The organism is Pedobacter sp. Leaf216 (assembly GCF_001421515.1).
Taxonomy (GTDB): Bacteria; Bacteroidota; Bacteroidia; order Sphingobacteriales; family Sphingobacteriaceae; genus Pedobacter.
In genome coordinates this window covers 1-24364 of record NZ_LMKM01000034.1, presented here as the reverse complement: position 1 = coordinate 24364, position 24364 = coordinate 1, and the positions used below count along the sequence as shown (strand labels likewise).

Sequence of the window (24364 nt, the reverse complement as noted above, 5' to 3'; positions counted from 1 at the left end):
ATTTGAGATTTGAGATTAGGCCGGAAACGTCTTACATCTTACATCTCACATCTCACATCTAAATAAAGAATGGCTAATTTAAAAGAAGTAAGAAACCGGATTGCATCTGTACAATCAACGCAGCAGATTACGAAAGCTATGAAAATGGTTTCGGCAGCTAAGTTGAAACGTGCTACCAATGCAATTATCGCTTTACGTCCTTATGCAACTAAACTGAAAGAGATTTTAGGTAATCTATCTGCAAGTTTAGAAGGGTCTTCATCACCTTTTATCCAAGAGCGTGAGCCCAATAAGGTTTTAATTGTTACTGTATCATCAAACCGTGGTTTGGCTGGTGCCTTTAACATGAACGTAATTAAAGCGGCCAACAATTTAATTGCTGAGAAATATAGCGAACAGTTGAAAAACGGTAATGTGAGCATTATTTCAATCGGTAAGAAAACTCAAGATTTTTACGAAAAACGCAAATACAACGTTATTGGAAACAATAATGAAGTGTACTCAGCTTTAACTTTCGAAAACGTAACCAAAATTACAGACGCGATTATGGCTGGTTTTATTAAAGGCGACTTTGATAAAGTTGAAGTAGTTTATAACCGTTTTAGAAACGCCGCTGTACAATTTATTACTACTGAACAGTTATTGCCTTTGCCAAAAGCGGAAGAAGCACCAGCTAATTTAAAAGCAGATAAAAAAGCAGCTAACGTTGATTATATTTTGGAGCCATCTCAAGAAGAAATTGTTGAGCAATTGATTCCTAAATCAATCAAAATCCAATTGTATAAAGCTGTTTTAGATTCTCACGCTTCTGAACATGGCGCACGTATGACATCAATGGATAAAGCAACTGAAAATGCAGGAGAATTGTTGAAAGCTTTAAAACTTTCATACAACCAGGCACGCCAGGCCGCAATTACAACTGAGTTAACTGAGATTGTAAGTGGTGCAGCAGCATTGAACGGATAACATTTAGTGTGGAGTTGGGCGTTTTTAGTCCTGAGTCCAAAAAAATATAAAGCCCATTTCTTTATTGAAATGGGCTTTTTTTTAGTACTTGTAAAGTCTGATCTAAAAACTATTATGCTTTGGATTGTAGGAAGGATGCGAAAATACTTGTTCCCTCGATTTAAGGTGACGAGGTGAAAATATCCTCCCTCTAAGTTGTACAAAAGCTTATACTTAAATATAAACTTTTCAAGAAGTTAAACGTTATATATGTAATGTTATAAATTTTCAAGTGTAGAACTAATCCCCAGTTCGCCATGTGCACCAAGTTGAATTTTAGTGTTGTTATCAACGGAGAGGATGTTATGCATAGAATCTTTTTGCCAAAACATATCATCAAAACGAAAAGCTTTTCCTTTCGCAATGCCACTAATATTTGTAAGCTGCAATAAATTACCTGTAACCTGTAATTTAACATAAATAGTATCAGAGAGCCCATTTGGCTTTAATACTGATCTTACTGTATTAACAGGTAGATTTACATAAGAGTTTAAATCCAGGTCGAAAGTACTGTTGTTTTTGATTTGGTAACTTATATCTCCGGGCATTACCCTTACTTTAATCTTACTAGACTTATTGTAAACGGTCAAAGTCACTTCAAAAATACCAGAAGTCTTATATTGATGTGCAGTTTTATTGCCTTTGGTTTCAATAGTTCCATCACCGTAGTCCCAAATATAATTGCTCCCTGCAGTTGCATCTTTTGCATTAAGTTCTATTGATTGTGTTAAATACAATGATTTTTTATTGATGTTAAAATCGGTTGTGCTAATTGTTCTGATAATTTCTGAGTTAGATTGTTTCTTGCAGGCAACAAAGAAAAGTAGGGCAATAGCTATCCCTATCAAGTGTTTAGATTTCATAGTAAAAGGATTATTTGTGTGTATTTAATATTAGTTATTTTTAAGCCACAAGCGTATATAGCAATTGTACTTCCCAGGCTTAACAATGGGAAAAGCAAGTCCTTTATATAGAAAAACGGATACAATGCTGCTTGATATTTAGTTTAAAAGGAATGCAAGTGTTAATAATAAATTGCAGCAGGCATTTAAGTTATTATAAGATTAAATCATAATTATGTATAACCAATCTCAAATACCCATTTTCCAGCTTTTTGCTCGCATTCATTTCGTTGTAAAGCATTGCGTTAAACTTTGCTTCCAAAACGTAAGTTCCGGATTTTAACTTTCTGAAACTGATTACTTCAAATTTTGACTCCTTCTGAGCATCTGGGCTTAAAGTAGGAGGATTTCTAAAAGAATCTGACCCAAAGGTTTTGTAAGTGTCTTTATCAGAAATGCTTATGGCTATTCCATTCTGTTTGTTGTCTCGCCCAAAATCCAAAGCATAATTACGGCTACCAACCTTAAACAGATCGTATACGTCGTTCGGAACCAATATAAGTATCTGCCTCATTACATTTTTGCTGTATGTTTTTATGAATGTGACATTAACGATCCTGTCATCGTTATAAATTGCGAACCTTTTTGAGTATAAAACAGAGTCTTTATTCCCAGAAATATAATAGGCATTTTTAACAATAGAATCAACCTTCGAGTTTGGCTGATAATTCCCTGCTCCAGAAATACTTGAATATTTGGCTGTGCTGTAGGTTTTTCCATCAATACTGTACGATACGCTGTCGTGCGCATATTCTAAAGGATCTTCTTTTTGGATAACCGGTGGTTCAATAACCGGATTGTTTTTTTTGCATGCTGCAAAGAAAAATAGGGCAATAGCTATCCCTATCAGGTGTTTAAATTTCATAATCAAAGGTTTTATTTGTGTGTGGTCAAAAGTAAAGAAAAAACAATAACTAAAAACTTAATTGAGAAATTTATTCCGGTTATTATTATTGAGATGTATTTTGTTTTTTACTCGAATGTATTTATTCTTACAGCAGAATTCAAAATGTAAACATGATCGTTTATAAAGTTTTTTATCAAGTCGGTTCTTATTGTCTTTTAATATCTTTGCATATAATATTTATGCATGAAAAAATACATCTTTATCATCTTATCTGCTTTCCCCTTTTTTACGAAAGCCCAAAATCCGGCAAGAGATTATACAAATGCCGTGTTATGGCAACAAACCTCGGGCGAGTATCGAGCCTTGTGCTTTCAGGCGTATAATTTTGCCAGGCTATCATTAAAAGAGGCATTATGGGCTGATACCAGCAAAAAAAACAACTGTATAATTGTTGATATTGATGAAACTGTGTTGGATAATTCTGCTTTTCAGGGCCACGAAATTAAAAAAGGACTCAGTTATGTGCCCGCAGACTGGACAGAATGGACCAGTTTGGCCAAAGCCGATACCGTTCCCGGAGCATTGTCTTTTTTGAAGTTTGCGGCATCCAAAAATATTGAGACTTTTTATGTGAGTAACCGTGATGAAAAAGATTACACAGCAACATTAAAAAACCTTCAACATTTTGGATTTCCCTATGCTGATGATGCACATTTGATTGTTGCGAAAGGAACATCAAACAAAGAACCACGCCGACAAAAAATAGCAGAAACACATGATATTCTTCTGTTATGTGGCGATAATTTAAGCGATTTTAGTAATATTTTTTACCATGAACAGAAAAATACCTTCAAGCAGGTAAATGCAAACCAACAACTGTTTGGAACAAAATATATTGTATTGCCAAACCCAATGTACGGAGATTGGGAAAAGCCTTTGTATCAGGGTGAAAAGCTGAGTGATAAGGATAAAGCAAAACAAAGATTAGAACGATTAAAAAGTTACTAAGTTTTATAATTATTCAGCAATAAGTATTACTTTTGCAGCATCATAAAAATAAACATTATGGAGAACAACGAATTAAAGCACAATACAGAAAGTATGAAAACGGCTAACCAGCCAGGAATTTATAAAATGATGATTTTTGGTGTACTGGTTTGCATGGTGGGTACTTATGCACGTTTCGCTTACGATTCGTGGCAATTATCATTGGCATCTTGGATTATTTTGTTCATCGGTGCAATTATTGCCATTAAAGGTGTATTCAAAATATTAGACGCATAAGCAATCTGCTTTCAAAATATAAAGGCCGGTCATGTTTACTCATGATCGGCTTTTTTGTTTTATAAATCACCAGTTAGATAAAATGTTATTGCTTATTTCAAAAGGCGAATCCACAAGCAGTTAATTTACAGCAGCTTCGCCACTTGCTTTAGCCTGATGAAGAATCAGTGCCTATCGCAGTTGTTGGTTTAGGATAGAAAGATATGTCCAAGTAATCTAAGCCTGATAGCAGTGAACATCGAAATTAGTGAAGTAAATAAGATGGCAAGGCATCTAAGCGATACACACAGAAACATAAGATCCAAAGAGTTTAAGACACGAAGCAAACTTCGTATGTTAAATAAAAGGTTGGATAATAAGCAAAATTCTCTCAAAACTCCAATTTCAGGGCTCCAAACTTAAGATTGGGTTACCTAAATACAATTATGGTATTAAGGGGAAACACAGCGTTAAAAGCTAACCAAAATGCTGAACTTCTAATGGCCATTTGAAGCAAATATTTAAAATGATTACTTATTTAGAACCACTGAATCATGAAAAGGAATATTATTGCTATAGCCATAGTTTTAACAATTTTTGGCTGCCAAAATGAAAATAAAAAATACGCCAGTGCCGATGCTGTTAGCACTGAAGAATTAGAAAATGCTCCCCTTGATAGTACCGCCGCAGAAAAAATTATTAAAACTGCAGATATGCGTTTTAGGGTAAAAGACGTTCAAAACACTAAAGAACAGCTGAGTAAAACCATAAAAGCACAAGGAGGAACGGTTGCTGAATTCTCTATCGAAAGTTCAATTCAAGAAACCGATAAGGTTAAACAATCAACAGATTCGTTAAAAGAAATTACTTCCTATCGTACCCAAGGTTATCTGGTGGCAAAAGTTCCATCAGAGAAACTTGACGAATTTACCAACACCATTGCTAAAATGGCGGTTTTTGTAGATCATCAGTCGATGAAGATGGATGACCAGAGCATTGCTTATTTAGCAAATAAATTGAAGGCCCAGAATAGGGTAGATGCAATAGAGAAGATCAATAAAGTAGCCTTAAAGAAAAGTGCCAATGTAGAGTCATCGCTTTATATTAAAGATGATTATGTAGATAAGAAAATTGAAAATCTGCAGATCGATAGCCGGGTTAAGTTGAGTACCATAACACTAAATTTTTATCAGGATAATACGGTTAAAACGATGGTGGTTGCCAATGATAACTTATATGATTATCGTCCTGCATTTTTTAACCGGCTTTGGCTTGGCATTGTAAACGGCTGGACGATTTTTAAAGAAATTATTATTGCTATTTCGAATCTCTGGATGTTGGTATTGGTTGGTACTGCCGTTTTCTTTACAATAAAATATTTTATTAAAAGGAATAAACTGGCCGTGGATGAAGCTACGAAAAGTATGATCGATCAAGCAAGGATATAAAAGTTATTATTACAGTTCCATGCTCCGTGTCTGCACGGACCACTTTAAACTAATATTTATCCAATAGACCCTGAAATAAATTCAGGGAGACGAATGGTTTATGATTGATAATACACATTCCATGGTCCGTGTCCGCACGGACCACTTTAAACTAATATCTATCCAATACCCTGAAATAAATTCAGGGAGACGAATGATTTATAATTGATAATACACATTCCATGGTCCGTGTCCGCACGGACCATACTAACATTGTCAGTCAGAGCGTAGTCGAAGACTTATTTTCTATTTGATTACTTCTTCGCTTTAACCGCTAACACTTTAACCTTAGTTTTATTATCGCTTACAAAGGATTCCCAACCCGAATAAGTTTTAGATTTACCTCCGGTGCTAATTTTTTGAAAAGAATGGCAAACGGCTACGGCCAAACCATCTGTAGCATCTAAAAACTCTGGGGTTTCTTTAAAATTCAGCAGTCTTTGCAACATCGCTGCCACTTGCTCTTTGGTGGCATTTCCACTGCCGGTAATCGATTGTTTAATTTTACGTGGAGAATATTCTGTTACCGAAATATTCCTTGAAAGTGCTGCTGCTATAGCTATACCTTGCGCGCGACCTAATTTTAACAATACCTGGATGTTTTTTCCATAAAACGGTGCCTCAATGGCTAAAACATCAGGTTTATACTGATCAATTAACACCACCGTTTTTTCAAATATCCGCTGAAGTTTAAGAAAAGGATCATCTAAATGGGTCATTTTTACAACCCCTAAACTGATCAGTTCCGTTTTATTTCCCTTCTCCAAAATTACACCATAACCCATCACCGCAGTGCCCGGATCGATGCCCATAATTACCCGTTCCTTTTTTTCGTTCAACATTACAGCAATATTAAGCATATTTGCAAACTAAAAAGATAATCTTGACAGGCAAGCACAAAAAAATATCATCACTTTTCATTAAAGCTGCGATTGTAATATTTGCTTTTTGGTTCATTTACCATAAGCTTGTTGCAAACAAGAACCTGCACAATTTTAGCAGCCTGTTAAAAGATATACCTCATGTTGAGATCATTACTGTAATAGGTATTGTAGTTATATTAATGTTCGTAAACTGGTTTTTAGAAGCTGGGAAATGGAAATACCTCATGAGCCATATCGAACCTATTAGTTTCTACAGGGCGATAGAATCAGTTTTTTGTGGATTAACCCTGGCCATTTTTACGCCGAACAGGCTAGGTGAATACGGAGGAAGAGTATTCTTTCTATCGCCAAAAAGAAGAATAGTTGGTATAGTGGCCATGAGTGTTGGCAGTATTGGGCAATTGGTATTAACCAATGTTTTTGGTGCCATTGCAGCCTGTTTTTTTGTTTATAGGTTCATTCCGATAGATCGTGTTCTTTTTATTGCTGTTGTATTTTTAGCCGTTTTTTTCTGCCTGTTTTTTCTGATCTTCTATTTTAATATACGCTGGTTAAATGGAATTTTACTTTCTTTTAAGTTCACCAGAAAATATAAAAAATTTTACAGCATTTTAGCGCGTTACCGAAAAAGGGAACTGTTTAAAATCATTACATACTGTTTTGTACGTTATTTGGTGTTCAGCTCGCAATATTTCATTTTATTTGTGTGGTTGGTGCCCGGCCTGCATTATGCAGATATTATTATGATGACGTGTTTACTCTTTTTGGTACAGTCGGCATTGCCATCTTTAGATCTGTTTGACGTTGGAATACGCAGTGTTACCGCTGTGGAATTATTTAAACACGTAACCGATCAACATGTAGCCGTTATTGCATGCACTGCAAGTATTTGGCTCATAAATATTATAATTCCTGCTATCTTAGGCACTTATTTCGTTTTTAAACTCAATTTTTTTGGAAATCTTAAATCTAATTAGTCTTTTATCCGCTGCTTTGACCTTAATTTATGGTTTTTTAGTCCTCAATTTTATTAGAGGATGGCATAACCTGATATATTTTACGCCAAAAAAATCAGATCCACAAACCAGGGTATCAATCATTGTTGCAGCAAGAGACGAAGAAGCTAATATTAACAAAACCATTGATGATCTTATCGCGCAGCAATACCCTAAAGCCTTAACAGAGATTATTATTATTGATGACCATTCAACTGATCGTACGGCTGAAATTGTATTAAGTTATGCTGATCAGCACGTAAAACTGATTAAACTAAATGAGGATAGAGCGTTAAATTCTTATAAAAAGAAGGCGATACAAACCGCTATAGGAACCTGTACTGGCGACTTAATTATTACCACGGATGCAGATTGCAGAATGGGGGCAGAATGGCTTGCAACGATTGTAAACTTGTACGAAGAAAAAAAATATAAAATGATTTCTTCTCCGGTGGCTTATTTCCAGGAAAAAAGTTTTTTTGAACGTTTACAATCTTTGGAGTTTCTCTACCTTATTGGTTTAGGTGCTTCTACCATTGGTAACAAGCAACCCTCTACCTGTAACGGTGCAAATTTAGCTTACGAAAAAACTACCTTTTACGAAGTTGGCGGTTTCCAGGGGATTGATGATCTTGCTTCGGGAGATGATGAATTGCTGTTGCATAAAATCGCCGCTAAATATCCAGATCAGATCGGTTTCCTGAAAAACCGGGAGGCCATTGTATATACTCACGCAAAAGAAACATTAGGCTCGTTTATACAGCAACGTAAACGGTGGGCTTCGAAAAGTACCCGATATAAGAATAAAGCAATTATAGTGTTGGGGGTATTAATCTGGATCTTTAACCTATCTATCCTGGCAAATTTTATTACCGGGTTATTCATTCCGGGTTTTTTATCCATCACATTTTATCAATTATTGGTTAAAATGATTTTAGAAACATTATTTTTATGGGATGTAACAGGCTTTGCTAAAAGGCGCAGTTTACTCATATTAATTCCCGTTTTAAATATACTGCACGTATTGTATATGGTGTACATTGGCATTGCAGGAAACAGTGGAAAATACAATTGGAAAGGCAGAATGGTTAGGTAATGGATAATAGCCCATCAAAAAAAGTATGGTTAAAGTTTAAGCGGAATAAATTTGCCTTAGGTGGATTGATTTTCATCTTACTTTTATTGGTGATGGGTATTTTAGGCTACCTGATTATGCCTGATGATTCTCCAAATGCAAATGTTCAAACACTGCAGCTCAATAAGAAGAAACCAGGCAGTTCGTTTACCTTCTTGATTATTGGCAGAAACCCTAAAATAGAAAAGGTTGGTTTTTTTGAGAGAATGCTCAACGGACAAACACCAACTTTTAAAAGTATTCCGATTACGGCATATAAAATAGAAAATCAAGCTGTTTATGTGCAAGAATACATTGGAGAAGATGAAAAAGCAAAAGAAACCAGGTACGAATTAAAAGATTTATGCCCTTCTTGTGCCATACCTTCAAAAATTGCCACTCAAAAAACGCTTTTTGAAGCAAGTAACATATACAAACACACTTACATTTTAGGTACAGATATTTATGGTCGTGATTTACTGAGCCGGTTAATACTGGGTATCCGCGTATCATTATCAGTAGGTTTGATGGCTGTACTCATTTCGCTTTTTATCGGGGTGAGTTTAGGTGCAATAGCCGGTTATTTTGGCGGGCGAATAGATGCAGCAATCAGCTGGTTCATGAATGTGGTTTGGTCGTTACCCTCATTACTGCTGGTAATAGCCATTTCATTTGCTTTAGGTAAGGGGTTTTGGCAGATATTTATTGCGGTTGGTTTATCTACATGGGTTGATGTGGCCAGGTTGGTACGCGGACAGGTTATGGCATTAAAAGAAGTCGAATTTGTAGAAGCAGCAAGAGCATTAGGCTTTAGTACAAGCCGTACCATTATTAAACATATACTGCCGAACATTGCAGGCCCTATTTTGGTGGTAGCCTCTTCTAATTTCGCCTCTGCCATATTATTGGAAACCGGACTTAGCTTTTTAGGTTTCGGTGCTCAGCCACCAATGCCCAGTTGGGGGAGCATGATAAAAGAACATTATGGCTACATAATTATGGATGCTGCTTACCTCGCTATTTTACCCGGCTTAGCCATTATGCTTACCGTTTACGCTTTCAATGTGCTTGCTATTGGCCTGCGTGATGCCTTTGATGTAAAAGGACAAAATGTAACGGTTTAGGCATGCATAAAAAAAGCAGTACCAATTAGGATACTGCTCAAACCTTAAAAAACAAAATCTTAAGCTGTTGCTGTTAATATATTACCTGCAATTGTAATTGGGTAAATTTTAAGGGCACTTGTGGTACCACCATCGCTCGGTTGCGCCAAAATACTACCTGATGTGGTATACCTCGAACTATGCAAACCACATTGAATGTAGTTACTGGCCTGTATAAAACTCAATGCACCACCCTGATGTGGGCACGCAGCCTGTGTAGCCACAAAAGATGAGGCAGTGTTGCCGGCAGCGGTTCTGATAAAAAGAATGCTGTTTACAACCATTGATGCACCAATGGTTAATAATTGCGTGCTCAGATCTACCTTTGCTGAAGTACCTGAAGGAATGCCACCACCATTTGGTTTATCAGGTTCGGGTGAATCACTTTTTTTGCCACAAGCCGAAAAGCAGGCCCCGGTGCATACCATTGCTACGCCCAGGCCTAAAGATTTGATAAATTCATTGCGTTCCATAATTGTTTTGTTAGTTATAGTTTGTTTGGTTTAATCTACTTTGCTTTCTTTTTATCGAAAGAGAACCTTCTGGCAATGCTGAAACCCCAACGGTATTGCCCTTTTAACCATGAAGTATTGGTATCGGTAATAAATTGAGATTCTTGAATAGCGGTAGCGTTGGTGAAGTTTAGGTGAAAAATATGCCCGCCTGTTTCAAATTCCAATCCGGCACCAAGTGTGTTGTAATATTGATTGCCTGATGTGTTTTCTAGGTAAGCCTTTTTACCTTTATTTCTGAATGGAAACGTATAATCTGCCACAAAAGCCATGCGTTTTGTGATTTTAATACGACCACCAACTGAAAGGGCAAATAAGTCATTTTCATCACCAAAAACAGTAAAGTTCCGATGTACGTAGGATGGCATGATCAGCATCGAAAAGTTTGAATTGAACTTGCGTGCAATTACACCTTGTAAAACATATACCAGGCGATCTTGAAAGTTACGATAAGCGTTTGCTGCCGTAGGATCGGTTGATGCTTTTACCGCAGCAATTGTACTGCTCCCGAATAAAGTTACGGCCACAGGTATTTTATCGTCGGTAGTTTGTTCTAAGAGGCGGTATTTTAAATTTCCTTCATATAGTTGAGTAACTATTCCGGCTCCTTTTGCCCTTGCTAAACCTACAGAAAGTTTATCACTGATGCCATATTCAAAGCCGATTCGTATATCGGTTGATTGATCCAATCCAAAAAAGTTTTTTATTCCGCCACCATTCCCGGCAATGTCTCCAAACCTGTGGTCTACCCTAAAATCCATTTCATTTTTATAAATGGTTTCATTGGTTTGTATATTAATGAGCTTCGTTGCTTTAAAAGTGGCTTTTACATTGCTCTTTTCTTTTGGTATCTCCAAGGCGTTTTCAAGGGAATCCTGTGCGAAAACAAATGATGGAAAGCCGAAAATAAATAGATATAAAAGAGATTTTAGATGATGTTTCATGAAATTTTATTTTTTAGGTTGATAAGTAGCAGTCATTTTTACCTGGATGGTTTCTGCAATCTGTTTAAATACAATCGTTGGGATTTTAATATCATGATCTGCCAGTTTTACATTAAATGCAGAACTTGCCTTCGCTTCATTATTACCAATAACCAATGATCCTTTTGCTGTATATTCTTTAGTTACGCCATGTATTTGTAAGTTTCCTTTTACGGTAATAGGGTAGGTACCTGGTTTCGAAAAGTCGATCTGTTCTACAATTTTTCCCTTAAAATCTGAAGTGGGATATTTATCGCTTTCGATATAATTTTCGTTGAAATGTTCCTGCATCAGCTTTTTCTTAAACTGGTAAGAGGTATTATTAATCTTGAAAATAATTTCGTTGGTTTTGGTGTTAATTGCAGAAGCTCCTGTTTTGCTTTGCGCATCAATATCTTCTACAGGTGTTGTAGAGAAGAATGAAGAAGTAACGTTTTTACTTACCCATATTTGTGCCTTTAAGCCCGTGCATAAAAACAAGGCTAATAAAGTGATAATTAATTTTTGCATTTGTAGAGTATTTACTGTGAACGAATATTTTGTTTGCTGCTGATGATCTACTATTCGGGCATGTTTTTATCAAACCAGGCCTGCAGTAAGTCTCTTTCATTGGTCGTTAATGTGCTGCCTTTGGGCATGGTTTTAGTAACCAATATACTGTTGGCTACACGGGCATCGCTTTTTACTGAGGCTAAGCCGTTAAATAACCAGATGCTTTTAAGAGACCCATTAGGACCATGGCATCTGCCGCATTTGGTTTCCAGCAAGGCACCAACGAAATTGGTATAGGTAACGTTTGCAGTTGTAACCACTGTTGGGCCATTAGGAACTGTAGTTTCGGGTTTTATCTCCTCTGCTTGTTTTTTTGAGCAGGCAAAAAGTAAGGCGGTAAACGCGACTAATAAAACTAGGGAACTTTGTTTTTTCATAAGGTATTTGTTAAAAATTAGCGTGGTGCAATTGAAATTTTAAGCAAATCGTCAGAATGGCTTGCTGATTTTACCGATATATATAATATGATCAGAAATGATGCGAATAAAATCGCAATAACCTGTTTTTTTGCTGTCATATGCCAATAGCTTAAAATTTGTGTTTTGTTTAGTTAAAAATTCTTACTTTTTTAATTTGAGTAAGTGTTATAAATCGATTTTCTTTTGAAATCTTAATCGTTACGTAGCTTTTTACCTATTGGTTGCCTGAAATAAAAAAAAAGACAAAAAAAAGCCGTGTCGATTTTATATCGGCACGGCTTACTCACTAAATTGTTTTAATCTCTAGTTAAAATCTTCTGCTTTCAAAGGTGGATTAACCTTAATCTCTTTTATTGCAATTGCAAATTCCTGAGCACCTTGTGGAGTTGATATTGATTGCGTTAAAGTAAACGGAAACAATACATCGCCAACTTTTTTATAATTGCTGTATTCGGTAGTTTGACTGATTTCTACACCACCTTTAGTTGTAACGCTTTCATCCTTTAAAAGTAAACCTGATTTGGTATCGTAATATTCGGTTTTCTTTTTTCCTGATGGAGAAGTTACTGTTAATTTAAATGCATCGGCGGTTCCAACTTTTGCGCTCCCTGCTGATTCTATTTTAGTTCCATCTGTCGCATAGTACAATTGTGCGCCATAGCCTTTATCATCTTTCTTTTCGTTAAGGTCATCACCGGTTAATTCGGCTTTTTGACCCATCTGCATAGAATAACCCGTTTTTCCGTTATAAACCTGTTTCATTGCTGTTTGGCCAGCCATCGAAATTTCCATGCTGCTTAAGTTTGGTGCCATGTTTTTAATTGTAACGGCTAACTTCTGGCCTTGCATTTCCATTTCACCGGTTTGCTGTAAAGAAGTAAGTTTTTTAATGGCCTCTTCTCCGCCAATTGCTTTAATGTAATTCTTAATCACGTCAGCAGGTGCTGCTATTGGTCCGGTAGTTGCTTCGGTAGCTTTAACAGGACTTGCATAATTATCGTAGATTTGAGTTTTAAAGCCTGCTTTAGTTAAGCCTGCGGTAAATGCATCACTTTTACCCACAATAACAATCCTGGTATTGTCATGATTGTAATACTTTTTGGTAACCCTTAAAATATCATCAGTAGTTACCGCATTTACTTTTTGCAAATAAGTACGGTAAAAATCTTTTGGTAAACCGTTAATCAGGATATTACTTGCGAACCCTGCTGTACGTGCCGGATTTTCTAACCCTAATGCAAACGAACCGTTGAAAAGATTTTTTGCATTCTGCAATTCATCGGCAGAAACTTTTGTGGTGCGGATGGTATTAATTTCTCTTAAAAATTCTACCACGGCACTATCAACTTTCTCGTTTCTAACCGCAGCATTTGCCAAAAATTTAGATTGAAAACGTCCGGAACCAGTGCTTGAGTATGCGCCATAAGTAAAGCCATGTTTCTCGCGCAGGTTGTTGAATAATCTCGATTCAGAGCCTCCACCTAAAATCTGGTTTGCCAATAACACCGGGAAATAATCAGGGTTGCTCATCGGTAGGTCGATTAAGTTTACTACTGTGATTTCTGATTGTACTGCATTACTTACATTAATGATATCAACTTCAGTTTTCGCTGGGTTAGCCACCTTTGCAAGTACCGGTAAGGTTAAAGCGGTTCCTCTCCAATCGCCAAATGCTTTTTCGGCAAGGGCTTTTGCAGCTTCAGGTTTAATATCACCCACAAAAGTTAAGTAACCTCTTGATGGCGTAATGTATTTCTTGTAGGCAGTTTTTACATCATCCAAAGTAATGCCATTTAGCGAAGATTCGGTTTCGAATTCTCCATTGGGATGGTTTTTTCCATATGCCAATGCATTAACCACCCTTTCGGATATTGCTTTGGCACTTTTTTCGCTCGCTTTTAAACCAGTTATTGCCTGAGATTTTAATTTCTCGAAAGATTCTGCGGGAAATGCTGGTTTACGGATGCTCTCTGCCAAAAGTGCAAAAGCCTGGGGAAAATAACGCGTTAAAGCTGAAGCTGAACCGCCATAAGCCCCCGCACCAACATTAGCACCCAGCTGATCTACTGCCTCATCGAATTGGGCTTTTGTTTTTGTAGTGGTACCTTCGTTTAGCATACTGCCCATCAGCCCAATCACACCTGCTTTTGATCCTTCGGTAATCGGACCTGCATCAATACTGTAACTTGCAGAAATTTTTGGCAGTTTATGATTTTCGACAACCAAAACTGTAATGCCGTTTGATAATTTATATATAACAGGATCGGCTACGGTTATAACTGGTGCTGGACCTGGTTTTGGTTTTTGGCTTCGATCTATAGTTTGTGCTGAAATACCTTGAGCCAATAAGGAAACTGCAGCTATAATGAATAATTTTTTCATGTTGTTAATAGTTAAAATGAAAAGCGCTCTGCTTATTTCTTAGGTAAGTAATACAATACAACTCTCTGGTTTTTGTTGAGGTATTTTTTAGCAACATCTCTAATCTCCTCACGGGTGATGGATCTGATTACCTCTAATTCCTTGTTAATATCATTTGTATCCTTATCGTGAAATGTGTAACCATCAGCCAGGTTTTCTGCGATACCGAGCATTTTGCTATTTGCACTTACATAATTGTTTTCGAACTTATTTTGCAACTTTTTGTAATCGCTTTCGCTGATTAAGTCAGTTTGAAGACGCAAAACTTCCTCATCAATATCTTTTAACAAATCGTTAAGGGGGGTGTTTTTATTTGGTAAGGCAAGGGTAATGTAAGCTCCATAATCTTCCAGCGAATAATTAAAAGCAGCAACCTGTAGAGCCGTTTTCTTTTGATCAACCATTTTAGTGCTTAATCTCGAACTTCCTCCTTCTGATAAAATTGAGCTTATCATTCCTAACACTTTACTTTCTCTGGTTTTCATTCCAGGTACGCGGTAAGCTGCAAAAATTGCAGGAATTTGAATATTGGCGTCGTAAGCAGTATCGATAATTTCTTTGGTAATTTCTGGTAATTTGAAGTCTTTACGCACAATAGGGGCACCCTTAGGTACTTCATCAAAATAAGATTTTACCAAACCTTTGGTCTTCTCTATATCTAAATCGCCTGCAATGGTTAAAACAGCATTGTTCGGTACATAATATTTTTTAAAGAATGCTATAAATTCATCAAGTTTAGCCGCATCCAAATGCTCCATTGAACCAATTGGCTGCCAGCGGTATGGATGCCCATCAAACAAATGGCCAAAAATTTTCTCAGTAAATTTTCCGTAAGGTGCATTATCAATACGTAAACGTTTTTCTTCTTTAACAACTTCGTTTTGGGTTTTTACTCCACCCTCATTAATTACCGGATGTAACATCCTTTCACTTTCTAACCATAAGCCGAGTGCCAATTGGTTTGAAGGGAAAAGCTCATAATAAAAAGTGCGGTCTTGCGAGGTATTGGCGTTGTTTTGTCCGCCATTACTGCTTACCAGTTTCATGAAATCTCCTTTTTTAATATTTTTAGAGCCTTCAAATAATAAATGTTCAAAAAAGTGGGCAAATCCTGTGCGTTGGGTTTCTTCATCTTTTGAGCCAACGTGGTACATTACCGAAATGGCAACAACGGGAGCAGTTTTGTCTTGGTGTAGAATGACGTGGAGGCCATTGTCCAGGTCAAATTCCGTGAACTGTACTTTTTGGGCAGAAGCACTTAAATACAGACCGGAAAAAGCCAATGCAAAAAGAATTCTTTTTTTCATAAGGTTTTAATAGGTTTTGTTTTAATGATACGAAATGATCAAAGGCTGAGGCGAGCGATTATTTCTTGAAATAGTTAATTTGATTTTTTCACATGAAGTGAAATAACAATAAGGAAGGCCTAAATTATGGAATAAAACAAAAAAAGCGAGTATTAACTCGCTTTTTTTTAAGATTTATGATCTCCAGGCCTTATATTGGTTAATTAAACCATTTGTGGAGCTATCGTGACTCGAAATTTGTTCGCTACCTGCTAATTCAGGAAGAATCTTTTTGGCCAATTGCTTGCCTAGCTCAACTCCCCACTGGTCGAAGCTGAAAATATTCCAGATTACGCCTTGTACAAAGATTTTATGCTCATACATGGCAACTAAGCTACCCAACGTATATGGAGTTACTTTTTTAAGTAAAATTGAATTTGTCGGGCGGTTTCCTTCAAATACTTTAAAAGGAGCAATTTTTGCAATTTCAGCATCCGATTTGCCTTCTTTTTTCAACTCTCCCGTTACTTCTTCTTCAGTTTTTCCATTCATTAAAGCTTCTGTTTGTGCAAAAAAATTGGAAAGTAAAATTGGATGATGATCGCCAAGAGGATTTAAACTTTGCGCCGGTGCAATAAAATCTGCAGGAATAATTCTTGTTCCCTGGTGAATTAACTGGTAAAAAGCATGCTGGCCATTTGTACCAGGTTCTCCCCAGATGATAGGGCCTGTTTCGTAATCAACTTCATTGCCGTTTCTATCCACATGTTTACCATTACTTTCCATATCGCCTTGCTGAAAATATGCTGCAAACCGGTGCATGTATTGATCGTAAGGTAAAATTACCTGCGTTTCTGCATTATAGAAATTAATGTACCAAACACCTAATAAACCTAAAATTACAGGGAGGTTGCTTTCAAATTCAGCTGTTTTAAAGTGGTTATCGGTTGCGTGTGCACCAGCCAATAATTGTTTAAAATTGTCAAAACCGATACTTAATGAGATAGATAAACCAATAGCACTCCATAACGAATAACGGCCACCAACCCAATCCCAAAACTCAAACATATTTTCGGTATCGATCCCAAAAGCAGAAACATCTTTGGCATTTGTAGATAGCGCAGCAAAGTGTTTGGCAATATCGCCTTCTTTCCCACCTTTATCTAAAAACCATGAACGTGCAGAGTGTGCGTTTGTCATGGTTTCTTGTGTGGTAAATGTTTTAGAAGCCACCAAAAAGAGGGTAGTTTCAGCATTTAAACCGGCCAATGTTTCGGCGATGTGTGTGCCATCAATATTGGAAACGAAATGAATATTTAAGTGATTTTTATAATGTTTAAGGGCTTCGGTAACCATAACCGGACCTAAATCTGAGCCACCGATACCAATATTTACCACATCAGTAATGGCTTTGCCTGTGTAGCCCTTCCAATCACCACTGATAATGCTGTTGCTAAATTTTTCCATTTTAGCCAATACTGCGTTAACTTCAGGCATTACATCCTTGCCATCAACCAAAATTGGCGTATTGCTTAGGTTACGTAAAGCGATGTGGAGTACCGAACGATCTTCTGTTTCGTTAATTTTATCGCCATTGTACATCGATTTTATGGCTTCATCCAATTTACACTCCCGTGCCAACTGAATCAGCAAAGCCAATGTTTCGTCGCTAATGTGGTTTTTACTGTAATCCAATAAAATATCCTCAAAAAAAACTGAAAACTTATTAAAGCGATCTGCATCTTCAGCAAATAGATCTTTAATGCTTTTTTGATTAATATCTATAAAATGATCGGCTAAATACTTGTAAGCCTCAGTTTCTGTAAAATTTACTTTAGGTAACATAATCTTTGTTTTTTTGTAAAAGTAATAAAGCAAAAATTTAAAACGGTCTTTTTAATGTTCAAAATCATTAAGAATTTTTAATGTCGAATAAACGCCTTAACTTTAATAGAAAGGTGCTGTTAATAACCATTATTGTTTTAACCATTAACTTAATTACCATGATAGAAAATTTAAATGAAATGGTGCGCGAAAACGTACAGGAAAGTGTTGTAAACAATGCTGCTATTCCGAATGAGCATAATGAAGCAGTAATTCAAGCAGCTTCGGGTTCTATTTTCGATACGCTTAAAAACCAGGTATCCTCAGGTAATATTGGTGCTCTAACCGATATTTTTAATGGAAATAAAGCAGAGGGTACTCAGGTTGCCGCACAGGCTTCGGGTAGTTTTATGGATAAACTTAGTGGATTGGGTATTAATGTCGATACGGCAAAATCTTTGGCTGCAAGTATTATCCCGGGGTTGATTGCCAAGTTTACACAAAAAACGAATGATCCGAACGATAGTTCTTTCAATATTAAAGATGTATTGGGTAGTTTAGGGGGTAATGATGGCAAATTTGATGTGAGTGATGTAATTGGTATGTTTAATGGGGGCAAGCAAGCACAGCAGCCAAATGAAACTGGTGAAGGTGGCATTATAAATAAGTTGAAAGGGATGTTTTAATGCTGCCTTTAAGGAGATTTTGAACTTTAATGGCATAATGGTTGTTAAACTTGACAAATCAGAAAATCACTATTGCATTGTATCAAACAATTCCATCTCTCCTTAAAATTGTTTAGATTAGAGCACCTAAACTAAACAACTATTTATGAAGAAAATATACCTGCTCAGCATTTCCTTATTAACATTAAATTCTTTTGCACAAAAATCAGATTTGAGGCCATTGGTCTCGAAAAAAGCTGATGCCATTGAACAAAAAGTAATTACCTGGCGCCGCGATTTTCATGAACACCCTGAATTGGGCAATACAGAGGTAAGAACTGCGGGCATAATTGCAAAACATCTCGAATCTTTAGGGATTAAAGTTTCAACTGGAGTGGCAAAAACTGGTGTGGTGGGTATTTTAAAGGGAGGAAAACCTGGCCCGGTGGTGGCTTTACGTGCCGATATGGATGGCTTGCCGGTAACTGAAAGGGTGGATGTGCCGTTTGCTTCGAAAGTAAAAACGCAATATAACGGACAGGAGGTTGGAGTTATGCACGCCTGTGGACATGATAGCCACGTGGCCATTTTAATGGGGGTGGCAGAAGTGCTGGCTTCCATGCAAAAAGATATACAAGGTACGGTGAAATTTATTTTCCAGCCTGCCGAAGAGGGTGTGCCAGCAGGAGATGAAGGTGGAGCAGCTTTAATGATTAAGGAGGGGGTGTTAGAAAACCCTAAAGTAGATGTGATATTTGGTTTGCATATCAATTCTCAAACCGAGGTTGGCGAAGTTACTTACCGCCCGGGTGGCACAATGGCCGCTGTTAACGACATGAAGATTACGGTTACCGGCCGACAGGCACATGGCGCTTACCCATGGAGCAGTATCGATCCGGTTGTGGTTTCGGCTCAGATTATTAATAACCTGCAAACCATTGTGAGCAGAAATTTAAACGTGACCGAGAATCCCGGTGTAGTTACTATTGGGGCTATCAATGGCGGTGTACGATCGAACATCATTCCCGAAAAAGTAGAAATGCTGGGTACGGTTCGTAACTTTAGCAAAGAAGATGAGGCTATGTTTATCGAGAGGATTAAAACCATAGTAACCAAAACTGCCGAAGCTGGTGGTGCTACCGCCGAAGTAAAAATTCCTTACAGCAACCATTATCCGGTTACTTTTAATCATATTGCCCTTACCGAAAAAATGCTGCCTAGTATGCAAGCAACAGCAGGCAAAGATCATGTAAAATTAAAACCACCAGTTACCGGCGCTGAAGATTTTTCTTTCTTTCAGGAAAAAGTCCCTGGCTTGTTTGTGTTTCTTGGTGGAATGCCAAAAGGTAAAGATCCATTAAAAGCGCCATCTCACCATACTCCTGATTTTTACCTTGATGAAAGCGGCTTTGTGTTGGGTGTTAAATTGCTTTCTAACCTCACTTTAGATTATATGACAATGAAGAAATAAGATGATGTTTAATCATCTTATTTCTTCACAGTTTTTTTGCCAAATTGTCTTGGGTAATAGGAAAACGTTGTCATAAAGTATTGCTGTAACACATTTTGTGTGCCTACTGTAAAACTGTTAACGCCACCATAGTTAATAATATTAGTGTTTTGATGGAGCAGATCCATGGCCGAGAATTTAAACTCTGCGTTGTTTCCCTTTAAAAAGCGGTATGTTGCGCTTGCATTCCATATGGCGAAATTAATATTTGCAGCACTGTTCGATTTGCTGGAATTAAAGCTGATGTTGCTGCTTAAGGTAAATTTTTTGGTAATGTTATAAATTGAGCTTAATGAACTGGTTAAATTTATTCCACTGTATTTTGTATTAAAAGCTTCCTGTTCCGATCTATAAGTATCAAATCCCTGGCCTACCTCTGTGGCAAATTTATCTTTATAAGTATAGTTTAAACTTAGTTTTGCATTGGTATTTAAAGTATTCGAAAAACTAAATACATCATTGAGGTAACTGGCACTCTTTGCAATATTCAATCCACCGTTTATGCTTAGTTGCAGTTCTGAGGTTTTTAATTTAAATGTTTTCCTTAAATAACCACTGGAGTTAAAGTATTTATTGCCATTGGCATTGGTTAAATAAATGGTTCGCTTGTTTTGGTTATCAATAAAAATACTATCTACTATTCCATCATTTATAATACCTGCAGATACATTAAAGTTATAATTTAAGGTGTTTTTGCTTTTTTGATCAGAATGATTCACATTTAAGTTAATAGATCTGTCTTTTGATTCCCTAAGCTTAATATTGCCTATTTGTAAGTTATACACATTAGTACTATCAATTAAAGGAGCCAGTTGCTGTAAAGAGGGTATAATAATATTGGTTTGATAAGTCAAGGTAATCGACCTGTAAAATTCGCCATATTGGTAATTGCTTGAAGTGATATTGATTTCAGGCACAAAGCTGTTGTACGCGCGGTTGATGTTTTGCTGTGCCTTATCAGATTGATTATCCTGAATAATAAAGCGGTGTTTTGCCGAAACCTGAATCTGTAGATTTTTATCATACCGGTTCGATAAACTTTTTCTGAAAGATTTGCTTAAAGTGATGCCTGGCGTTTCATCAACCAAATTTGTTTTGGTATGATTACTTAAATAACTATTGGTTGCATAAATCCCTCCTTTTAAATCTTCCACCTGGTTGTGGTCGGTATTGTGCTTAAGCGCTAAATTGTTGGATAGTGATAAATCGAAGTCAGCAAGATTTTTATAACCGAATAAAAGCGATTTTAAATTGGGAATTTCCAATGACAGGTTTTGATTGATGGATTTTCGCTGAGTGTCATACCTTCTATCGAAATCCGTATTGGACGCGGGGTCTACAAACGATCTAAAAGAGGTTAAATTAGACCTTTGGTTATCATTATCATTTACCGACAATTGATAATTCGCATTTAGGCCATTAAAACGATGCTCTTTTCTGGTAATATAATTGGGAGATAAACCATAACTTATGGCAAGATTAAACCCTTTGTTGTTAAAGTCATTTTGTGCCTTACTATTATTTGTACTGGTAAGCACATTCTGACCATTGTAAGCACTTCTTTGTGTATCATTGTTTGACGTACCATTATTTACAGACATTGACGGCCTAATGTTAAACCTGTGGTTTTCGTTCGCATATTCGAAATTCGAATCAAAGTTTTGATTTGTTGATGCAGAATTGCCTGTAGAGGTGTTTGTATCGAATATTTTTTCAGTAGCATTGATTGAGGTGGTGGTTTGCGCATCAGATAAACTTTCGTTGTTTCTGTTTTGTATAAAATAATTGGCGTTTATGGTGCTTTTTTTATTATACTCAGGTTTTTCTACAAAGTTGTAGGTAAAAGTTACGCCACCTATATTGGGTTGGTTAATACCCGATTGCCTAAAATCAGGCTGATATTCTACATTCGTATTTAAACCTTTAAATGTACTATTGGCGGTTAAAGTTCTAACGTTGTTGGCTGTTTTGTTAATGTTGTTGCTCGCGCCGATAATCCCAAGCTGCATCTTGGGCGAAAACATGTTTACACTCGCATCAACCTCGTATTTTTTGGTGGTACCATAACCAGCACCAATTTTGCCAAAAAAACCAATATCCTTGCCCTTCTTAAGTTTTAAATTTACCGTCAGCGTGCTATCGAGTGGGTTTTTCTCATTTCTTTCACGATATACCTGAACTTTGTCTAAAGCATTTTTAGCTATGTTCTGTGTAGCAATTTTAAAATCGCCACCAAAAAACTGTTTTCCGTTTACGAGCAAACTTTTTACCTCGCGGCCATTCACGGTAATCTGTCCATCGCCCCACAAGGTTACATTGGGTATTTTACGCAAAAGATCTTCCACAACAGCATTTGTATCCAATTTAAAAGCAGCAGCATTAAATTCGAGGGTATCGCCATTCATGGTAATAGGTGCTACCCTAATTTCCACATCCTGTAAATTGTTGTCTTTTATGGAGATAATCAATGTTTTTAAATCAAGGGCATTTTTCTCATCAACAATGGTGAAATTTTTCCGTAATAATTGGTAACCTACATGACTGATTTCTACATACATTTTAGCATTAAGCGGTAAATTTTTGAAGCTAAATTCACCATAATTATTGCTTAACTGATAGCTGATTAAGGTGCTATCGCCTTTAAACAACGATACTGTTGCCGATTTTAAATTGTAGTTGTGTGTGGTATCTCTAATTACTCCTTTTACAGCTCCAATCTGGGTTGGATTTGCCTGTTGGGCTTTTGTACTGTAAAAGCTGAATAAACATAAAGATACAATGAGGAGGCGTTTAAGATGGTACATTTAGGGATGGTTAGTCTAATTTAGGTTTAAGTTTGATAAGCACAGGATTACTCTTTTTATTCTGGGTTTTAAAATATGCTTCTAAAGCGGGTGGATATTTGTTTGTTTTACCTTCACTTTGTTCTTTAAATGCAAACATGGCCAAAGAAGAATAATTTGTATAGAAATACCCATTTTCATATAACTGGAAGCCTTTATTCATAAAATCATAAAAACTGCCGCTCGCATCTGTTACTGGCAAAAAAGAAGAAAGGGCATCGGGTTCCAAATCTTGTATAGATGTTAGTTCGCTGGTTTTCAGGTTATAAATCAATGCCTTTTTCATTGTCCTATCCCAGCCGAAGTTGTGCATTTTGAAATACAGGTTGTTGCCAACCAGAAAAGTGTTACTTAAACCATAAAAAACCTTTGGATTATTTTTGAAAAATTCTCCGCGTTTTTTTACATAAACCGGATTGCTGTTAAAGTCTCTCGGTAAGGAATTAGCTGCGGGAAATATAATGTGGTAGGCAAGCGAAAGTTTTGAAGGCCTTGCTTTATAGATGTCGTACGAATAATAGTTTAAATAAAGTATCTCATCTGGTGCGGTTTGAGAATAGCGCGAACCAGAGCTCCAAAATTCATCATTATCATATCTTTTAGAACTGTAAGGGAAATAGCCTACAGAATCTTTGTTCTTATTAATGAAACCCAATTCATAAAAAGTACTGTCTTTGCCTTGTTTTTGTAAATAATCAGGCCGAACAATGGTTCCATTACTTGCAAACTTTAAATCGCGGCTGGAATGGCGGTTTACATAATCCTTTTCCATTATTTTTTTGACCAGTTTCCCCTTTAAATCAAAATAAAAAATGCGAACGCCTGCATATACGACGATGTAGCTGGTGTTGTTTTCTTGCTCAGGAATGAAACCATAAAACTCTGACTTGTTTTTTTCATTTTTATCCTGTTCTATATTGCTTGCATTGATTTTTGCTCTGTATTTCCCGTCTTTTCCAAAAATTAGTATGGCCTTAGTATCATAATCATATATCACGTAGTTATCTTCCATAATTTTCAACTGGCTGATACTACCAAAAAGACTTTCTTTGGTGGTTTCAAGCGGAATAAATTCTACTTCACTAAAAATCTGCGAAACAGCTGCGCCATGGGCAGTTTGTGGATCGATACGTAGGGTGAGCATTTCAGTGCTATCTATCTTTCCTTGCTGAGCCCATGCTGCAGTACAGAAAAATAAATACGCTAAAAAGAGCATGCGCGTTTTCATTTGTATTGGTTAGAGGTTAATAATAATTAAATATATCTGTTCAGTTTTAGCTACGCCACCTGATGAAGCGCAAGTTAATTTCCGGCCGATTTGATAAATATTGTTGGAAATTAATCAATTAAACAGTTAGTTGATTATTCATTTTATGATTTTAACAAGTTTTAACAGCTAAGTTACAGAGTAGGTTAATTTATAGCTGAAAAGGATTAAAATACAGGTAATTTAGTTCAGGCAAATTATCGTTGATTCTTAATCTTAACCCCCTGGATCATTTTAACCATTAAGAAGTTAAGTTTGTTAAGGTTTTGATTATGGTTTCTTAAAGTCCTTAATCCCGAAAGGGTAAATGGCCTTTATTATTTCGTGCGCCGGGCATGGCAATCGACTATAGGGTTCAAGTCCCGAACACGCTTAGCAGTAGGAAGTGTTAGCTCGAGACAAGGGTGTCGTGGGTGACTGCG

22 protein-coding genes are annotated in these 24364 nt (G+C 36.6%); 9 read left to right on the top strand and 13 right to left on the bottom strand.

Annotated elements, in window-relative coordinates; translation table 11 throughout:
* Positions 1-69: 69 nt before the first annotated feature.
* The gene (gene atpG, locus ASE74_RS19815) at positions 70-966 is read left to right on the top strand and encodes an ATP synthase F1 subunit gamma (RefSeq protein WP_055912898.1); all 897 of its coding nucleotides are present in this window, start codon (positions 70-72) and stop codon (positions 964-966) included.
* 257 nt (positions 967-1223) lie between these two features.
* On the opposite strand, the gene ASE74_RS19810 is transcribed toward atpG, so the two are convergent.
* Together ASE74_RS19810 and ASE74_RS19805 are read right to left on the bottom strand one after the other, a co-directional pair.
* A complete protein-coding gene (locus ASE74_RS19810; RefSeq protein ID WP_055912892.1) occupies positions 1224-1868 on the bottom strand; it encodes a PKD domain-containing protein in 645 nt (214 codons plus the stop codon).
* Positions 1869-2061: 193 nt separating this feature from the next.
* On the bottom strand, positions 2062-2772 hold the full coding sequence (locus ASE74_RS19805; RefSeq protein WP_055912889.1) for a hypothetical protein: 711 nt from the start codon (positions 2770-2772) through the stop codon (positions 2062-2064).
* A 225-nt stretch (positions 2773-2997) separates the two neighbouring features.
* Between ASE74_RS19805 and ASE74_RS19800 the strand changes: the two genes are divergently transcribed.
* The 3 genes from ASE74_RS19800 to ASE74_RS19790 all read left to right on the top strand — a co-directional run bounded on the left by ASE74_RS19800 (position 2998) and on the right by ASE74_RS19790 (position 5465).
* A complete protein-coding gene (locus ASE74_RS19800; RefSeq protein ID WP_055912886.1) occupies positions 2998-3762 on the top strand; it encodes a 5'-nucleotidase, lipoprotein e(P4) family in 765 nt (254 codons plus the stop codon).
* Between the two features lie 57 nt (positions 3763-3819).
* Entirely contained in the window at positions 3820-4038 is a 219-nt protein-coding gene (locus tag ASE74_RS19795) for a hypothetical protein (RefSeq protein WP_055912883.1), read from the top strand.
* Positions 4039-4571: 533 nt separating this feature from the next.
* Positions 4572-5465 (top strand): DUF4349 domain-containing protein, encoded by an 894-nt coding sequence (locus ASE74_RS19790; RefSeq protein ID WP_055912880.1) that lies wholly within the window; start codon positions 4572-4574, stop codon positions 5463-5465.
* A 293-nt stretch (positions 5466-5758) separates the two neighbouring features.
* Here ASE74_RS19790 and ruvC read toward each other — a convergent pair whose 3' ends face one another.
* Complete coding sequence (gene ruvC, locus ASE74_RS19785) at positions 5759-6346, bottom strand: crossover junction endodeoxyribonuclease RuvC (protein WP_055913336.1); 588 nt, start codon at positions 6344-6346, stop codon at positions 5759-5761.
* A gap of 41 nt (positions 6347-6387) precedes the next feature.
* Here ruvC and ASE74_RS19780 point away from each other — a divergent pair, with 41 nt between their 5' ends.
* From ASE74_RS19780 to ASE74_RS19770, 3 genes are read left to right on the top strand one after another with little or no spacing between them, the layout of a single operon-like run.
* Positions 6388-7365 carry a lysylphosphatidylglycerol synthase domain-containing protein gene (locus ASE74_RS19780; RefSeq protein WP_055912876.1) on the top strand — a complete coding sequence of 326 codons (978 nt, stop codon included), beginning with the start codon at positions 6388-6390 and terminating at the stop codon, positions 7363-7365.
* On the top strand, positions 7343-8479 hold the full coding sequence (locus ASE74_RS19775) for a glycosyltransferase (RefSeq protein ID WP_082458869.1): 1137 nt from the start codon (positions 7343-7345) through the stop codon (positions 8477-8479). Before ASE74_RS19780 ends, ASE74_RS19775 begins: the two co-directional genes overlap by 23 nt.
* A complete protein-coding gene (locus ASE74_RS19770; protein WP_055912874.1) occupies positions 8479-9621 on the top strand; it encodes an ABC transporter permease in 1143 nt (380 codons plus the stop codon). The genes ASE74_RS19775 and ASE74_RS19770 overlap by 1 nt, the downstream gene beginning before the upstream one ends.
* Before the next feature lie 59 nt (positions 9622-9680).
* On the opposite strand, the gene ASE74_RS19765 is transcribed toward ASE74_RS19770, so the two are convergent.
* The 8 genes from ASE74_RS19765 to pgi form a co-directional block, all read right to left on the bottom strand.
* Positions 9681-10133, bottom strand: coding sequence for a ubiquinol-cytochrome c reductase iron-sulfur subunit (locus ASE74_RS19765; protein ID WP_055912872.1), 453 nt, complete (start codon positions 10131-10133; stop codon positions 9681-9683).
* A 35-nt stretch (positions 10134-10168) separates the two neighbouring features.
* A complete protein-coding gene (locus ASE74_RS19760; RefSeq protein WP_055912869.1) occupies positions 10169-11116 on the bottom strand; it encodes a DUF5777 family beta-barrel protein in 948 nt (315 codons plus the stop codon).
* Positions 11117-11122: 6 nt separating this feature from the next.
* Positions 11123-11665, bottom strand: coding sequence for a YceI family protein (locus tag ASE74_RS19755; protein WP_055912865.1), 543 nt, complete (start codon positions 11663-11665; stop codon positions 11123-11125).
* A 50-nt stretch (positions 11666-11715) separates the two neighbouring features.
* Positions 11716-12084, bottom strand: coding sequence for a hypothetical protein (locus tag ASE74_RS19750; protein ID WP_055912863.1), 369 nt, complete (start codon positions 12082-12084; stop codon positions 11716-11718).
* A gap of 17 nt (positions 12085-12101) precedes the next feature.
* A complete protein-coding gene (locus ASE74_RS25375) occupies positions 12102-12224 on the bottom strand; it encodes a hypothetical protein (RefSeq protein ID WP_255352060.1) in 123 nt (40 codons plus the stop codon).
* Positions 12225-12429: 205 nt separating this feature from the next.
* On the bottom strand, positions 12430-14508 hold the full coding sequence (locus ASE74_RS19745) for a pitrilysin family protein (protein ID WP_055912861.1): 2079 nt from the start codon (positions 14506-14508) through the stop codon (positions 12430-12432).
* Positions 14509-14540: 32 nt separating this feature from the next.
* Complete coding sequence (locus tag ASE74_RS19740; protein ID WP_055912858.1) at positions 14541-15854, bottom strand: pitrilysin family protein; 1314 nt, start codon at positions 15852-15854, stop codon at positions 14541-14543.
* A gap of 174 nt (positions 15855-16028) precedes the next feature.
* Positions 16029-17678 carry a glucose-6-phosphate isomerase gene (pgi, locus tag ASE74_RS19735; RefSeq protein WP_055912856.1) on the bottom strand — a complete coding sequence of 550 codons (1650 nt, stop codon included), beginning with the start codon at positions 17676-17678 and terminating at the stop codon, positions 16029-16031.
* A gap of 158 nt (positions 17679-17836) precedes the next feature.
* Here pgi and ASE74_RS19730 point away from each other — a divergent pair, with 158 nt between their 5' ends.
* Together ASE74_RS19730 and ASE74_RS19725 are read left to right on the top strand one after the other, a co-directional pair.
* Complete coding sequence (locus ASE74_RS19730; protein ID WP_055913324.1) at positions 17837-18343, top strand: hypothetical protein; 507 nt, start codon at positions 17837-17839, stop codon at positions 18341-18343.
* A 145-nt stretch (positions 18344-18488) separates the two neighbouring features.
* Positions 18489-19793, top strand: a complete 1305-nt coding sequence (locus ASE74_RS19725; protein ID WP_055912854.1) for an amidohydrolase — start codon at positions 18489-18491, stop codon at positions 19791-19793.
* Between the two features lie 17 nt (positions 19794-19810).
* Here the strand turns inward: ASE74_RS19725 and ASE74_RS19720 are convergent, their stop codons facing one another.
* Positions 19811-22636: a TonB-dependent receptor gene (locus ASE74_RS19720; protein ID WP_055912851.1), complete on the bottom strand. Its 2826-nt coding sequence runs from the start codon at positions 22634-22636 to the stop codon at positions 19811-19813.
* A 10-nt stretch (positions 22637-22646) separates the two neighbouring features.
* Positions 22647-23903: a 6-bladed beta-propeller gene (locus ASE74_RS19715; protein WP_055912848.1), complete on the bottom strand. Its 1257-nt coding sequence runs from the start codon at positions 23901-23903 to the stop codon at positions 22647-22649.
* Between the last annotated feature and the right edge of the window lie 461 nt (positions 23904-24364).